A 15,719-nucleotide genomic window follows, 5' to 3' on the forward strand; every position below is an offset into this window, starting at 1 on the left:
ATTATTTTTCTTGATTACTAATATCCTTAACTAAACTTACAGCAAAATAAACAACTAAAACTCCTCCAAGAACAATACAAATCCACATAAACAAAGTTGTTTCCCAAAAAGATTTTTCTGTTAACTCTTCTTCTTTCTTTTCAACTTCAGAAAAATTTAAAATAGTAGCTTCTTTTATCGTAGGTGTTTTGTTAGATATAAAGTTTCCTAAATCATAAGAAGGTTTAGAAAGCATGTTGTTAATTAGTACTTCATAACTCTGTTTTTGCTTTAAGTTAGTAATCAGATATACAGGTTTCTGTAATAGTTGTACATTTTCTATCGTTAAAGAAGGATTATCTTGATTATCGATTTCTATGATAAATTCTTTTTCATTTAAATTGTTAAAAGTAAATGTGTTTTTACTTTTTGAATTTAATTGAAATCTAGAAATCACTTGATTGTAAGTTTCCACACGCTTCTTTACTTTTCGAGTTTTCTTTACAATTAGCTTCGCATTACGAAGAAAAAAATCTGTATTAATTTTAAAAGAAATAACATTAATGCTATGATTATCTGTAGCTGTAAATTTAAGTTGTGTAATTTTTTTTTCTTTTATAGAAACGATTTCTTGTTTATAAGTAGCAATCTCTATAGGGGTTTGCGTAAAAAATTTACTCTCATAAACCCCAGCACCTAAAATGTTAATTGGTAAAGAGTTTTTATCATTGAAATCAATACGTAAAAAGGTGTAAGTGTTTAAAGGAAAACTAATTTTTTTTTCTATGAATACCTTTCCTGTTGCCGTTTTTTGAGGTTTATTTAAATATGATAAGCTCTTATTAGAAACTAAGCCAAACCATTCTTTTCCGTCATCACTACCATAAACAGTATACCTTTTTATAATTTTAGTATTTGCTATTTGTAGAGTAATATAATCTTGTGTTTTTCTCGTTTTATTTTCGAAAAGAATAGACGTTATCGAGTCTTTTAATACTTTTTTTGAAGCAATTTTAATTGGTTTAAAAGTGGAGAACGTTTTATCGTTATTGTAAACTAAAACATACGGTACTTCATTTTTTTGTGCATCCTGAATTCTTAAAAAATTAAAATTTTCATTACACGAAGAACGTACCTCTTGCGGAAGTATTATTTTATGTAATCCATCTTCTTTAATTACACTAAGTGTACCTTTATAGTTTTGACTAAAACTAGTTAAAACTATAAAGAAGGCTATTAAAAAGCTATATTTATTCATCATCATTTTCTTTTTCGGATACTTCATCAACTACTAATTTTTTAATTTTTTGATACACAAAGGAAATAACTAAAATTAAGACTCCAAGTAATATAAAGGCAACAATTTTTCCTGTTTCTGAAACATTTTTAATATCGTAAACAAACAACTTTACAATGGTTAAACCAAGTAACGAAAGTGCTATTACCCTTAATACCTTCCACTGCCTTTTTATTCCAATAATTAAAAAAATAAAAGAAAAAATACCCCAAAGTATTGGATAACCTATTTTAATAATTTGTGCTTTGGTTTCTTTTATTTCGTTGTTTATAAAATTTTTCTTTGAATAAAAATTATTTTCAACTTCTGGAAATTTTTCGGCTAATTCTATTACATCAACAGTGTTTGAAATATATAAACCATGAATCATTATTTCATTACTTAATGTATAAACAACAGCAAAAACAAATAACCAGGGTAGCCACTTGTTTTTTCTTGGACTTATATTAAATACTGATTTTGTTTTTTTAAATAATTGATAACCAAAATAGACTAAGCACCCTAAAATAATATAGTGAAAATAAAAAGCATGTTTAGTACTTGTATTTCTAGCAAAATTCTCAATCATTTCATTTGCAGGGTATTTATAAAACGAAAGAATATATAACAATATAGAAACACTTGCGATTGATAATGTTAGTTTTAAAATACTTTTCTTTTTAAAGAATAGTGCTAGGTAGAGTATAATCGCTGAAAAAATGAAATGATAGGTTACCGAGAAAGAGCGTATAGAAAATTTATTTTCTAAAAATTGACCTGCTTGATAATTAGTTTCTAAAATTCCTGTAAAATACGTTACAATAATTGCAACGACTAAAACAGTTGCTTTGTAAAATGTAAGGTTTAGTTTAAACGATTTCGTAGCAATACTTTTTTCTTTATTTAACAACCAATAGGTTAAGAAAAGAGAAATACTTACCATAAATCCAGCAATAAATAACGGATTAAGAATTACAGATAGTTCTTTTGAATAGCTATATTTTTCCCAATCTAGCAATAAACTAATAAGTGTTAGTACCTGCACAATTATTGCACCGATTTTAAAAGAACTTATTTTTGATTTCTGAGAAAGCCAGAATAATAATACAACTTCTGCTGCCCAAAATAATGTTATATGATTTCCTTCAAATTGAAGAGGAATTGTAAGCGTTACAAAGGTAAGTGCTAATCCAATTAATAAATAGATAGCGTTTTTATCTAATCCGAATTTTCTATATAAAATAGAAGCATATATTAAATTATAAACAGCTAATAACAGGGTAAATAAGCCAGTGAAGTTTGACTCTAAGTCATTTAAAATTAACATTCCAATACCAAAAAACACAAATGTATTTGCTACTAAAATAAAATATTCTATTGCTGAGAAAGTTCCTTTATTTCTAAGGTTATTTAAAACAATAGTAATACTAAATATAAAATAGAATATGGTAGCAAATGTTAGTGCACCTGTATGTGAAAATTTAGAACTTCCTATTTTTACGGCACACCAACCAAAGAATAATATTGTTGTGAAAATAAATGCTAAGATGGTAGATACTTTCCATTTTTTAAAATAAGAAACACCCAGTATCCCTATATTTAAAATAGCAATGTAAGTAAATAAAACAATGTAATTTCCTTCACCAGTACTTAGCATAAAAGGAGCTGCAAAACCACCAATTAATGATAAAACTGCTAATTCTTGACGGTTATATGAAACAGATACCAAAGTGCTAAAAGCAGTAATCAATGACATGATAACAAAGGCAACTGTTTGACTAAATAATTGATATTCGTGAAATGCAATATATATCGTGAAATAGAATATACTAATGGCACCTGCTACTAAAACGGAGCTAAAAGAGGCGTAGTTTTTCTTTAGTTTATGAGCAGTAGCCATTACAAGCGAACCACATAATATACCAATACCAACTCTTGCAGGTTCGTTTATCCAATCTTTATCGATAGCATATTTAACAAAGAAGCTAATACCTAGTACTAAAATTAAAATACCTAGTTTATTAATTAAGTTTTCTCCTATAAACTTCTCTAAATCTGGATTTTTCTCTTTAAATGTTTCTATCCAAGATTTTTTAGGAGCTTGCTTCTGTATTTTTACTTGAGGTGTTGGTTTTTTAACAGTATTTTTAATCTCTGGAGATGAAGTAGGTTTTGCTATTGTTTCTGAAACAGGTTTTATAATTCCTGTATTTTCAGGAATAACAGTCTTTGGTTTTTCAACAACAATAGGTTTCTTTATAACTTCTGTTGTTTTTATGTTCTCATTAACAATAGCGTCTTTTTTAAGCAATGTTTCTTGCTCTTTTGCAATTGCGTTACGTTGAAGGCTTTGTACTCTTTTCTTTAAGTCGTCAATAGTTTCGTTTAAACCTTTAAATTTTGAGTTTATGTTATTGCTTATAAGATAAAAACACAATATTAAGGTAATAAATAAAATTACTTCCATAAGATAGCTTTTTTTGATTTTATCTCAAATGTAAGTCTTTAAAATCAAATGACTGGTTTAGGTGGTTGCTGATTGTGTTTTGTTAGTGTAATGTAATCATATGTTTTTATTAAAGTGTTTTGTTGTTTTGAGTCGTTTTTTGTTTTTCGTGGTGGAGAAATAAATATTTTTATTGTTTTATGTTTGGTGTTTAAGATGTAGTTTTTCCATTTTAAAATTGTTTTTGTTTTAAATCTACTTTATTAAATATTTATTATTTCATAAATATTAGTTTTATAGATAGTTCTTTTTTTGTTATAAAATATAAACAAATGATTATATTTTAATGATTGAATTGTAAGAGTAATTCTTTTTTTAGTAGTTATAATTTAACGATATTGAAATGCTATGATTTTATATAGTTACTGTGTTAACAGTATTCTACTTATAATAGTTTTTAGTATCATTGCGCTCTAAAAAAAGACTATGTATACTTCAGAAAAAACAATTCGTTTTACGAATGAAAACACTATTGAATTAACGATTAAAGATACCAATGAGATTATTGTGTATAAATACGCAAGTTTTGGAGAGCGTTTTTTAGCTAGAATAATTGATGTAATTATAATAATAATACCACAATTTTGTATACCTATAATACCAGCTTGGCTATATTGGTCTTTACAACAAAGTGGAGATAAACAAAGAACGCTAGGGCAAGGAGCATGTAATATTCAATTATTGAGTGTTGATGGGCAAAAAGTAACTTTCGGGCAAGCTACGGGAAGGTTTTTTGCTAACTTTTTAAACCTTTTTACTTTTTTAATAGGATACATTATGTTTTTTATGACTGATAAAAAACAATGTTTACATGATTCTTTGTCAGAAACAATTGTAGTGAAAGAAATTGGTAGAAAAACGCTGACTTCATTAGAGTAAAATAAAAAAGCCTCAATATGTATAAAGTATATTGAGGCTTTTTTTATAGTGTTATTGTTTACTCTTTTATATCAAGTTTAATACTTAATTCAGCAAGTTGCGAGTCATTTAATGTTGCAGGTGCGTCAATCATTACATCACGACCTGAATTATTTTTAGGGAATGCAATAAAATCACGAATTGTTTCCTGTCCTCCTAAAATAGCAACCAATCTATCTAAACCAAATGCTAAACCTCCATGTGGTGGTGCACCATATTCAAAAGCGTCCATTAAGAAACCAAATTGTTCTTTAGCTTCTTCTTCAGTAAAGCCTAAATGTTTAAACATAATGGCTTGTGTTTCTTTATCGTGAATACGAATAGAACCTCCACCAATTTCGTTACCGTTTAATACTAAATCATATGCATTTGCTTTTACATCTCCAGGGTTGGTGTCTAACAACTCTAATTGTCCTGGTTTAGGTGATGTAAATGGGTGGTGCATTGCGTGGTAATGACCCGTTTCTTCGTCTAATTCTAACAAAGGAAAGTCTATTACCCATAACGGAGCAAATACTTTAGGATCTCTTAAACCTAAGCGGTCTGCCATTTCCATACGTAAAGCAGATAACTGCCCACGTATTTTAGTGGTGTTTCCTGATAAAATACAGATTAAATCACCAGCTTTAGCACCAGTTTTTTCAGCCCACTTAGCTAAATCTTCTTGGTCATAAAATTTATCTACAGACGATTTAAAAGTACCATCTTCATTACATTTTACATATACCATTCCTAAAGCTCCAACTTGCGGACGACGTACCCAATCGATTAACTTATCTATTTCTTTTCTTGTATATGATGCAGCACCAGGAACAGCGATTCCCACTACTAATTCAGCATCATTAAATACTTTAAATTCTTTTTGTTGTGCAACGTCATTTAATTCACCAAACTCCATTCCAAAACGGATATCTGGTTTGTCATTACCATATAAACGCATGGCATCATCAAATAACATTCTTGGAAATTTATCAACTTTAACATTGTTAATTTCCTTTAGTAAATGGCGAGTTAACCCTTCAAAAATATTTAAAATATCTTCTTGATCAACAAAAGCCATTTCACAGTCAATTTGTGTGAATTCTGGCTGACGATCGGCACGTAAATCTTCATCTCTAAAACACTTTACAATCTGAAAGTATTTATCCATTCCACCAACCATTAATAGTTGTTTAAATGTTTGAGGTGATTGTGGTAATGCGTAAAATTGCCCTGCATTCATTCTTGAAGGGACTAAGAAATCACGTGCTCCTTCTGGAGTAGACTTAATTAAATAAGGTGTTTCTACTTCTATAAATTCTTGGTCAGATAAATATTTACGAACCTCCATTGATACTTTCGATCTAAAAATCAAACTATCTTTTACAGGGTTACGACGAATATCTAAATAACGATATTTCATACGAATATCTTCACCACCATCCGTTTTATCTTCAATAGTAAAAGGAGGAGTTTTTGATTCGTTCAAAACTTCTAGCTTGGTAACTAATAATTCTATTTCACCAGTAGGAATATTTTTGTTTTTAGATTCTCTTTCAATAACGCTACCTGTAACTTGAACAACAAATTCACGACCTAAAGTTTTCGCTTTCTCCATTAAATCTTTAGAGGTACGTGCTTCGTCAAAAATTAATTGTGTAATTCCGTAACGATCGCGTAAATCTACCCAAATCATAAAACCTTTATCACGTGATTTTTGTACCCAACCAGAAAGGGTTACTTCAGTAGTAATATGCGATGCTCTTAATTCACCACAAGTATGCGTTCTGTACATTTCGTATAATTTATAAGCAGCAAATTTAACGATAATTGTTAGTATGTAAAAAATTACTATTATTTAGTTTTTTAACTTTTTACGCTGTTTTTTTGTGGTAGCGTGTCAATTATGGGATATGATTGATTTTTTTAAAAAATAAAACTAGAATTTATGTCTTTACAAGATTTTATAAATAAATTAAGAAACACACCAAAAGAAGTCGTTTTTTCAGAAACCATTAGTGTTATTGAAGAAAACTATGTTTTTACTCCAACAGCTTTTAAGAATGGCTATTTGCAAAATAGTGATACTGAAAATTTAGGTTCGTGTAAAGTGTTTTCTTTTGCAGTAAAACAAGAACTAACTAAAGAAGAAACATTGGCTTGTTTTGCGCAGTATTATTTTAATGATGTTTTAGAAAACTTAAACGGAACAGGTCATCAGAACATTAGAAATTTTATGAATACAGGTTTTGAAGGGCTTTCTTTTGATAAACAAGCGTTAGCAGATAAATAATACCGTTGTTTACTGTAATTGTAGTATTTTTATTTGTTGATTAACTTTATAAATGAATACTACAAAACGTTTAGATTATACAATTATAGGTATTGCTTTGGCTGTTTTTTTGTTATTGCAAATACCTTACTTGGGCACTTTTCAATATCCTTTTAGGTTGTTAGGTACTTGGTTTCATGAAATGGGGCATGGTCTTACCGCATTGTGTATTGGTGGCGATTTTAAATTCTTAGAAATTTACGAAAACGGAGGAGGGGTTGCGTATAATAGTATTACCAATCGTTTTTTATCGTTAAGTACAGGTAAGGCGTTAGTTGCAATGGGTGGCTTGTTAGGGCCTGCTATAACTGGTGCTGTATTTATAGCTTCAGCTAAATATCAAAAAACGGCTGCAATTCTTCTTAGAGTGTTAATAGGGATGATTGTTTTGTCTTTAGTGCTATGGGTGCGTTCTTTTTGGGGAATTCTTGTAATGGGAGTTTTTGCCGTAATTCTTATTATAATTACACTTATTAAAAATAGAAAAATTGAAGTTGTAACGATTCTTTTTTTAGGTTTACAAGCAGTATTAAGTACCTATCTTCAATTAGATTATTTATTTACCAAACAGTTTGAGAGAAATGGAGCTATTCGTATTTCAGACACACAGTCTATAGCCGAAAACACTTTTGGTACTTATTGGATTTGGGGATTATTCATTATTCTTATAAGTGCTTTTATAGTATGGAAAAGCATTCGGTTTTATTTTAAAAGGTAGGTAAAATATAATAATATTAAAAAAAAGCTAGATGTATATACACTTTAAAGAACCTAAAAGAATTAAAGAAATATTCGATGGAGAAAAATTAATTTACAAAGTTAATAATGAAAATGAAGAAGAACTTTTTAGAATTGGTAATTTCGGTAGAGTAAATTTATTTGTTGGAAGTAATAATAGCGGGAAAAGTAGGTTTTTAAGGGCATTAGTAAAAGTTAAGGAAAATTTTGAAGTTTCTGATAAGAGGGAAAATGTATTAAAATATCATCAAGTCTTTTTAAATTATTATAATAAAGTTAATAAATCAAGTGAGGTTCTAAATGGCTTATCAGTTATTAAGTCATTAAAAAACCCATCATTTGATTTGGTTTTTAATTATAGTCATTATCAAGAAGTAATTGAAAAATATCTTTCTCAATATGACAATATTAAAAAGAATTACAATAAGTATAAAAGAAAAGATATTGTCATAGGTTTCAAAAGAGAATTAGAGTTGCTTGATTCTTTAAGTGATTTAAAGAAAGAAATTCTATTTATAAGAAGAAATCAAGTTAACAAAAAAAAATACATACCTATTTTAAGAAGCCTACATGATAGCCCACAATTAAGAAAGGAATCTTTTAGAGGGACAGTGAAGGAAAAGTATGGAATATCTGAAGATGTATTTACAGGATTAAGTATTTTTGATAACATACAAAAACTTAAAGGGTCAGTTTTAAAAGACCGTGATAAAGTTAAACAGTTTGAAATATTTCTCTCTAAGCATTTTTTTGAAGGTAAAACAGTAACAATTACTCCAAATATAGAATCTTATGAAATTCTTTTTGCAGTAGAAGAGAGTGAATACCCTGTTCACCATATTGGAGATGGAATACAATCTCTAATTTTAATATTGTTTCCGATTTATATAGCAAATGAAAATGATTGGTTTTTTATTGAAGAACCAGAAACTCATTTACACCCCGGTTTACAAAGAGTTTTTATAGAAACTTTATTAACAGATGATTATTTAAAAAGTAAAAATTTACGTTTTTTCTTTACTACACATTCAAATCATTTTTTAGATACATCAATAGTTAATAAAGATATTTCTATTTTTCAATTCACTAAACAAAATGATAATACTTTCTTAATTAAAAATAATATTAAGCCTGCTAAAAGTATTCTAGATGCATTAGGAGTAAATAATTCTTCTGTGTTTTTAGCAAATACTTCACTTTGGGTGGAAGGGCCAACAGATAGAAAATATTTATCTAAATTTTTAAAGCTTTACTGTAAATCAACAAATGAACAATATTTAAAAGAAGACATTAATTTTGCATTTTTTGAATATGGTGGTAATTTAATTGCTCACTATTTATTTAATGAAAATGAGAAATTTGATGATGATGAGATTCGAGAAAACATAAATGCTTTTGCAAATGCGAATAAAATATATCTTTTAGCTGATAATGATAATGTCAAAGATGGGGATGCTAAACATTTAAGACAACAAAACTTAGAATCTTTAGCAATTGAAAATACTTATTTTAAGTATCAAAATACGGTAGTTAAAGAAATAGAAAACTTGCTGCCAGTTAAAATTCTTAAAGATTTTATCCCTGAATTACTAAAAACCGAAAGCAGTAAAAAAATAGCAAAAGAAATAACGTTTAAAAGAGAAGATTATTCTACAGAAGGAATTGGTCAGTTTTATGAAGATTTATTTAAGAAACATAAGGTTGAGGAAAAGGATTTTAAGGTGTTTAAAGTTCAAAATGGTACATCAACTACGTTAAAAGGTGAATACAAAAATAAACTAGCCAATTTTGTTATTGATGGTGATTACACTTATGAAGATTTAATTGAAGATAACGATCAGTTAAAAAACCTGATTGAAGGTTTGTATCGTTTTATTAAAAATGAAAACTTAACAGATAAAGGATAGATTTGTTAATGTTAAGTAGTTTCTATTAGAACAATAAACTTTGTAAACACACCTAGCCCCGATTGAAGCATTTGTTTGAGCTCTTTCGCTTTTTTCTGCGAGAAGCGAGTGAGGAAAGCGGGAAATAGCTTCAAAAAAAATACCGTCCCTAATGTTTTAAATTAAGAACGGTATTTTTATATTAAATTTTAAATGAATACTTAATCAAAAGCCCCTGTTTTTAATTTCTGAAAGTAAACTGTAGCTGCTTTTTTTACTTTCGGTGCTAAAATTAAAGTAGAAAGAACGGTTGGTATTGCCATTAAAGCATAAGCACTATCCATTAAATTAATAACAAAATCTAATTTAATAATAGACGCTACAATAATTACTATAATATAAAAATGATTGTAATACTTACCAGCTTTAGAGTTGGTTAAGTAACTTAAACAACTATAACCATAAAAAGAATAAGTAAATAAGGTTGAGAAGGCAAAAATTAATACGCAAACAGTTAAAATGATGCTTCCTAAGTGGTAAGGTAGTACCGAATCGAAAGCAGCTAAAGTCATTGTAATACCATTACCATCAAAATCTTTCCAGATTCCTGAAACTAATATAGCTAATGCGGTTAATGTACATACTAACAATGTATCTATTGCAGGGCCTAACATAGCAACTAACCCTTCTCTAATAGGTTCGTCAGTTTTTGCAGTACCATGCATCATCGGTGCAGTTCCTAAACCAGCTTCATTTGAAAAAGCAGCACGTTTTACACCTGTAATTATTAAGGCACCTAATGCTCCTCCTAATACTGATTTACCTGAAAAAGCATCTGTAAATATTAAGGAGATTATTGAAGGAACATCTTCAATCTTTAAAAGTAGAATTATTAAAACGGTTACTAAATATACAATTACCATTACGGGTACTAATTTACCAGCTACCTTTCCTATTCGTTGAATTCCTCCAAAAATTACTGTAGAAACAATAAAAGCAATACATATTCCGATTAATAATTTTGCACTAAATTCATTTGATTGATTTACTTTAAAAACATCAATTATTGTTTGTGTTAATTGGTTTGCTTGAAAAGCAGGTAAAGTTCCTACCAAACCAGCTGTTGCAAAAAACACAGCTAATGGTTTCCATTTTTTACCTAAACCTTCTGTAATTACATACATTGGCCCTCCTTTAGCATTTCCTTCATCATCTTTACCTCTGTACATTATAGCTAAACTACAGGTAAAAAACTTAGTTGCCATACCAACAAAGGCACTTACCCACATCCAAAAAATGGCTCCAGGACCTCCGGTGGCTATTGCAATGGCAACACCACTTATGTTTCCCATTCCTACGGTTGCTGCAATGGCAGATGATAAAGCTTCATAATGAGATAAATCTCCTGGTGAATCATGTTTGTCGTATTTACCTCTTAAAACAGCAATAGCATGTCCCATGTATCTAAAAGGAACTAATCCTGAATAAATAAAGAGGCATAATCCGCCACCAATTAATAATATTAATAATGGAATTCCCCATATCCATGAAGAAAAACTGGCGACTGTATTTTGAATATCAATAAACATATGAGCGTTTTTATTTTAAGTGTAATTAATACTATTAATTTTTAAAAAAAGGTATTCGACTAATTCAATAGCAATACCATAATAAAAAAGAAGTAACCTTAATTTACACTAAGGTTACTTCTTTTTTAATTTTAGGCTTACCAATCTTCTCCTTTAAATTTTTTTGATTTAGCGTAACTAATCGTGTTTTCTAAATAGTCTTCGGTATTGTATTTTGGTATTGGTAGTATTGATTCTAATAAGCTTGTATCGTACTCATAAGGCTCGGAAGTTAGGTATTGGTTTAAATGCAAACCAATAGTTTTGTAGTAAATACTTTCTAATCTGTTTTTACCTTTTAAGAGCGCACCTCCTGTTGATGAATTTAAAATAGTAAAATTATTGAATTCCACCGCTTTTAAAATTCTTCCCATTCCTTTTACAATGTTTGTACTCTTAGAATGCACAATGTTAAGTTGTACTATTTGTTTTTGATATACGTTGGCTATTATTTTGGCAACATAATCTACAGGAATAATATTTAAACCTGTTTTAAAGTTTGCTGCAAGTCTAATAGAGGTATTTGCCAATGGGTTTTTATAGAAAAACTTACCTAAAAGATAATAAACCATGTAATTAGAAATAAAATAAGGAGAGTTTTTAAAAATATTACCCCCTAAAACACTAGGTCTTAATATTTGAATGGCAATGTTATTTTCTTTTCCCTTTTTTAATAAATACTTTTCGGTAGTGTGTTTTGCTTCTTCGTAAAAATTACGGTATTTAGGTTTTTTTGTAGTGTGATAATCATTATCAATTAACCCGCCAATATTACCAATACTAAATGCGGTACTTATATAAGTGAATTTTGTGATGTAAGAAGAAAATGCATTAAAAACATCTTTTGTAAATTGATAAACACCTGTAAAAATTATATCACGTTGCGATTCATCAGTAGATAAATTTACACTTCCTGCAGAATGAATGAAAAAATTAGTTTCTTTTTTTGATAAAAAAGTTGCTGGTTTAAAGAAAGCAACCATATCTAAAACTTTTATTTTCTGAGAAATTAAATCTTTATTTTCTGAAATAAATGTTGGAGTAGCATCATTATTCAATATGTTTTGAATTCTTTGTAATGCTGATTTTCCATTTTTTTCTCTTACAGGAAGAAATATATGTTTAATATTATCTTGTTGTAATAATTCATAAAAAACCTGAGAACCTAAGGTTCCAGTTGTACCAGTAAGAATAACATTTATTTGATTTTGTTCCATTTCAATATATAATTAATCTTTTTTGATTAGCGGTATGGGTTTGCTTTAGGAAGAAATACAGTAACAATTGTGTAGAAAAGCATTAATTATTACAGTGTAAAAGTAGTACTTCTTTTTTAAACGTTGTTTTTGTGTTTTTAGATAATTACTTACAAACCACTCCTTTTTTATTCAGAATGTCAATGTCTCTAAAAAAACCTTCTTGAATGGTACCCTCTTGAAAAATAAATGTTTTATCATGTAATACATTGTTTTCAAAAAAAGTAACCTGAAATTGATTGTCTAGAGCAAATAATTCAGGTTGCATTATTTCAAATTTAGAAAACGAATTAGCAGGTAATAAATCAATTTTCCTTCTAAATAAAGAAGTTTTCTTTGTTTCTGAAAAACCTTGAGAAACAATAACAACCATTTCTAAATTAACTTCTTTTTTATTGATAATATATACACCCCATTCATCAGTATTATCAATTTCGTTTTTTTCTAAAACGATTGCTATTTCTACATTAGTAACTCCTGGTATATGAATGTCTTTTTTCATTGAAAATTTTTTTAAAAAGAAAGACGAAAGTTTTTTAATTCTTTCGTCTTTTGTTCTATTTTTTTTGAATTAAATAACTGACTTAAATTGCTCTAAGAAACGTTTGTCATTTTCATAAAACATTCTAATATCTGGAATTTGATATAATAACATGGCAATACGCTCAATTCCCATTCCGAATGCATATCCAGAATATTTAGTAGGATCGATATTTGCATTTTTTAATACATTTGGGTCTACCATTCCGCATCCCATAATTTCTAACCAACCTGTTCCTTTGGTAATTCTATAATCAGTTTCTGTTTCTAATCCCCAATAAATATCTACTTCGGCACTAGGCTCAGTAAATGGGAAATAAGAAGGTCGCAAACGAATTTTAGATTTACCGAACATTTCTTTTGTAAAATATAACAATGTTTGCTTTAAATCAGCAAACGAAACATCAGTATCTATATATAAACCTTCAACCTGATGAAAAATACAATGTGCTCTAGAAGAAATATCTTCATTTCTAAAAACACGACCAGGAGAAATTGTTCTAATCGGTGGCGTATTGTTTTCCATATAACGAACTTGTACCGATGAGGTATGTGTTCTTAATAGGGTATCAGGGTTTTTATCAATAAAAAAAGTATCCTGCATGTCTCTTGCCGGATGATATTCTGGTAAGTTTAATGCCGTAAAGTTATGCCAGTCATCTTCAATTTCTGGACCTTCAGAAACTGTAAATCCAATTCTATTAAAAACCTCAATAATTTGATTTTTAACCAATGATATTGGATGACGAGAACCTAAGTTAATTGGTTCTGACGGACGTGTTAAATCTCCATAAAAATTCTTATGTTCTATTGAGCCTTCTAAAGTTTCAGTTAACTCTGTAACTTTTCCTTCTGCAGATTTTTTTAGGTTGTTTAAAGCTTGTCCAAAATCTTTACGCATTGCTGCATCAACATTTTTAAACTCTGCAAATAGATCTTTTAATAATCCTTTACTTCCTAAATATTTTATTCTGAAAGCCTCAACTTCTTCTTTAGAAGTTGCTTTAAAAGCCTTTACATCACCAATCAGTTCTTTTACTTTATCTAACATCTTAATTTTTTCGGAATAATTAGGTTGCAAATTTATGCTTTTTTAATGAAAATGTGTGTTGCTTTTTAGAAGAGTTCTTGACATATTAAGGTGAAATGAGCGAAAACGATTGAGAAAATAAAAAAAATAGGTAAATATTCTATTTTTTTAAATTTCACAAATTGGAAATTAATTATATTTGCGTAACAAAATTGTTTAAATCATACATACAACATAATTAAAATTATGGAATCTAAAATAAATGCTTTTATCGATTACGTGAAACAACGTAATTCTAATGAACCTGAATTTTTGCAAGCTGTACATGAAGTTGCTGAAACAGTAATTCCATTTATTGAAAACAATCCTAAATATCAAGGGAAGAAATTGTTAGAAAGAATGGTTGAGCCAGAAAGAACTTTAATGTTTAGAGTTGCTTGGGTAGACGATAAAGGTGAAACGCAAGTAAATAGAGGATACAGAGTTGAGTTTAATTCAGCAATTGGGCCATATAAAGGAGGTTTACGTTTCCACCCATCTGTAAATTTATCTATCTTAAAATTCTTAGGATTTGAACAAGTATTCAAAAACTCTTTAACAACTTTACCAATGGGTGGAGGAAAAGGAGGTTCTGATTTCAATCCAAAAGGAAAGACTGACAGAGAAGTAATGGCTTTTTGTCAAGCTTTTATGTCTGAGTTATTCCGTCATATTGGAGCTAATACAGATATTCCTGCTGGAGATATTGGTGTTGGAGGAAGAGAAATTGGATTTATGTTCGGACAGTATAAAAAATTACGTAACGAGTTTGTTGGTGTTTTAACTGGTAAAGGAGCATCTTGGGGTGGTTCTTTAATTAGACCAGAAGCTACAGGTTACGGTGATGTTTATTTTGCTGAAAACATGTTAAAAACAAAAGGTGATTCTTTTAAAGGTAAAACTGTAGTTGTTTCTGGTTCTGGAAATGTTGCACAGTATGCTACTGAAAAAGCGACTGAACTAGGAGCTAAAGTGGTTACTTTATCTGATTCTTCGGGGTATATTTATGATGCTGACGGAATAAATGCTGAAAAGTTAGCTTTCGTTATGGAGATTAAAAATGTTCGTAGAGGTAGAGTTAGTGAATATGTAGAGAAATATCCAAATGCAAAATTCTTTGCAGGTGAAAGACCTTGGTCTGTAACTTGTGATGTTGCTTTGCCTTGTGCTACTCAAAATGAGTTAAACGGTGAAGAGGCTAAAGTATTAGTAGCAAATGGGTGTATTTGTGTTGCTGAAGGAGCAAACATGCCTTCTACACCAGAAGCTGTTGAAGTATTTGTAGCTGCAAAAATATTATTTGCACCAGGAAAAGCTTCAAATGCTGGTGGAGTTGCAACATCAGGTTTAGAAATGAGTCAGAACTCTTTACGTTACAACTGGACAAGAGAAGAGGTTGACTCTAAATTAAAAGCTATTATGAACGATATTCACGCTTCTTGTGTTGAGTATGGTACACAAGCTGATGGTTTTGTAGATTACGTAAAAGGAGCAAATGTTGCTGGCTTCGTAAAAGTTGCTGATGCAATGTTAGATCAAGGAGTTGTTTAAGAATTTCTTTTTTATAAATATTTAAAACACGCTATATCTATAGCGTGTTTTTTTATTCCGT

12 protein-coding genes are annotated in these 15,719 nt (G+C 29.2%); 5 read left to right on the forward strand and 7 right to left on the reverse strand.

Features of this window, described 5'->3' with window-relative positions; translation table 11 throughout:
• Position 1 precedes the first annotated feature (1 nt).
• A complete protein-coding gene (locus CXF68_RS05140) occupies positions 2–1,264 on the reverse strand; it encodes a hypothetical protein (RefSeq protein WP_101043280.1) in 1,263 nt (420 codons plus the stop codon).
• Positions 1,230–3,722, reverse strand: coding sequence for a DUF2339 domain-containing protein (locus CXF68_RS05145; protein WP_101043281.1), 2,493 nt, complete (start codon positions 3,720–3,722; stop codon positions 1,230–1,232). Before CXF68_RS05145 ends, CXF68_RS05140 begins: the two co-directional genes overlap by 35 nt.
• Positions 3,723–4,187: 465 nt before the next feature.
• On the opposite strand from CXF68_RS05145, the gene CXF68_RS05150 reads away from it, so the two are divergent.
• The gene (locus CXF68_RS05150) at positions 4,188–4,640 is read left to right on the forward strand and encodes an RDD family protein (protein WP_101043282.1); all 453 of its coding nucleotides are present in this window, start codon (positions 4,188–4,190) and stop codon (positions 4,638–4,640) included.
• 58 nt (positions 4,641–4,698) lie between these two features.
• Here CXF68_RS05150 and aspS read toward each other — a convergent pair whose 3' ends face one another.
• Positions 4,699–6,453 (reverse strand): aspartate--tRNA ligase, encoded by a 1,755-nt coding sequence (gene aspS / locus CXF68_RS05155; protein ID WP_101043283.1) that lies wholly within the window; start codon positions 6,451–6,453, stop codon positions 4,699–4,701.
• Between the two features lie 153 nt (positions 6,454–6,606).
• On the opposite strand from aspS, the gene CXF68_RS05160 reads away from it, so the two are divergent.
• The 3 genes from CXF68_RS05160 to CXF68_RS05170 are packed head-to-tail and all read left to right on the forward strand — an operon-like array spanning position 6,607 to position 9,635.
• On the forward strand, positions 6,607–6,951 hold the full coding sequence (locus tag CXF68_RS05160) for a HopJ type III effector protein (protein WP_101043284.1): 345 nt from the start codon (positions 6,607–6,609) through the stop codon (positions 6,949–6,951).
• 52 nt (positions 6,952–7,003) lie between these two features.
• On the forward strand, positions 7,004–7,708 hold the full coding sequence (locus CXF68_RS05165; protein ID WP_101043285.1) for a M50 family metallopeptidase: 705 nt from the start codon (positions 7,004–7,006) through the stop codon (positions 7,706–7,708).
• Between the two features lie 31 nt (positions 7,709–7,739).
• Positions 7,740–9,635, forward strand: a complete 1,896-nt coding sequence (locus CXF68_RS05170) for an ATP-binding protein (RefSeq protein ID WP_101043286.1) — start codon at positions 7,740–7,742, stop codon at positions 9,633–9,635.
• 200 nt (positions 9,636–9,835) lie between these two features.
• Here CXF68_RS05170 and CXF68_RS05175 read toward each other — a convergent pair whose 3' ends face one another.
• From CXF68_RS05175 to pheS, 4 genes are all read right to left on the reverse strand, one after another.
• Positions 9,836–11,203 carry a sodium:alanine symporter family protein gene (locus tag CXF68_RS05175; protein ID WP_101043287.1) on the reverse strand — a complete coding sequence of 456 codons (1,368 nt, stop codon included), beginning with the start codon at positions 11,201–11,203 and terminating at the stop codon, positions 9,836–9,838.
• A 137-nt stretch (positions 11,204–11,340) separates the two neighbouring features.
• Positions 11,341–12,459 carry an SDR family oxidoreductase gene (locus CXF68_RS05180; protein ID WP_232771613.1) on the reverse strand — a complete coding sequence of 373 codons (1,119 nt, stop codon included), beginning with the start codon at positions 12,457–12,459 and terminating at the stop codon, positions 11,341–11,343.
• 145 nt (positions 12,460–12,604) lie between these two features.
• Positions 12,605–13,000, reverse strand: a complete 396-nt coding sequence (locus tag CXF68_RS05185; RefSeq protein ID WP_101043288.1) for a hypothetical protein — start codon at positions 12,998–13,000, stop codon at positions 12,605–12,607.
• Between the two features lie 69 nt (positions 13,001–13,069).
• Positions 13,070–14,089 carry a phenylalanine--tRNA ligase subunit alpha gene (pheS, locus tag CXF68_RS05190; protein ID WP_101043289.1) on the reverse strand — a complete coding sequence of 340 codons (1,020 nt, stop codon included), beginning with the start codon at positions 14,087–14,089 and terminating at the stop codon, positions 13,070–13,072.
• 225 nt (positions 14,090–14,314) lie between these two features.
• Here pheS and gdhA point away from each other — a divergent pair, with 225 nt between their 5' ends.
• Positions 14,315–15,658, forward strand: coding sequence for an NADP-specific glutamate dehydrogenase (gdhA, locus tag CXF68_RS05195; protein ID WP_101043290.1), 1,344 nt, complete (start codon positions 14,315–14,317; stop codon positions 15,656–15,658).
• The last annotated feature ends 61 nt before the right edge of the window (positions 15,659–15,719 follow it).

The organism is Tenacibaculum sp. Bg11-29 (genome assembly GCF_002836595.1).
In the GTDB taxonomy this organism is placed as follows: domain Bacteria; phylum Bacteroidota; class Bacteroidia; order Flavobacteriales; family Flavobacteriaceae; genus Polaribacter.

Coding starts and splice junctions, on each gene's coding strand:
- CXF68_RS05140 (WP_101043280.1), bottom strand. CDS start 1,264: ATGAAGTATCCGAAAAAGAAAATGATGATGAATAAATATAGCTTTTTA.
- CXF68_RS05145 (WP_101043281.1), bottom strand. CDS start 3,722: ATGGAAGTAATTTTATTTATTACCTTAATATTGTGTTTTTATCTTATA.
- CXF68_RS05150 (WP_101043282.1), top strand. CDS start 4,188: ATGTATACTTCAGAAAAAACAATTCGTTTTACGAATGAAAACACTATT.
- aspS (WP_101043283.1), bottom strand. CDS start 6,453: ATGTACAGAACGCATACTTGTGGTGAATTAAGAGCATCGCATATTACT.
- CXF68_RS05160 (WP_101043284.1), top strand. CDS start 6,607: ATGTCTTTACAAGATTTTATAAATAAATTAAGAAACACACCAAAAGAA.
- CXF68_RS05165 (WP_101043285.1), top strand. CDS start 7,004: ATGAATACTACAAAACGTTTAGATTATACAATTATAGGTATTGCTTTG.
- CXF68_RS05170 (WP_101043286.1), top strand. CDS start 7,740: ATGTATATACACTTTAAAGAACCTAAAAGAATTAAAGAAATATTCGAT.
- CXF68_RS05175 (WP_101043287.1), bottom strand. CDS start 11,203: ATGTTTATTGATATTCAAAATACAGTCGCCAGTTTTTCTTCATGGATA.
- CXF68_RS05180 (WP_232771613.1), bottom strand. CDS start 12,459: ATGGAACAAAATCAAATAAATGTTATTCTTACTGGTACAACTGGAACC.
- CXF68_RS05185 (WP_101043288.1), bottom strand. CDS start 13,000: ATGAAAAAAGACATTCATATACCAGGAGTTACTAATGTAGAAATAGCA.
- pheS (WP_101043289.1), bottom strand. CDS start 14,089: ATGTTAGATAAAGTAAAAGAACTGATTGGTGATGTAAAGGCTTTTAAA.
- gdhA (WP_101043290.1), top strand. CDS start 14,315: ATGGAATCTAAAATAAATGCTTTTATCGATTACGTGAAACAACGTAAT.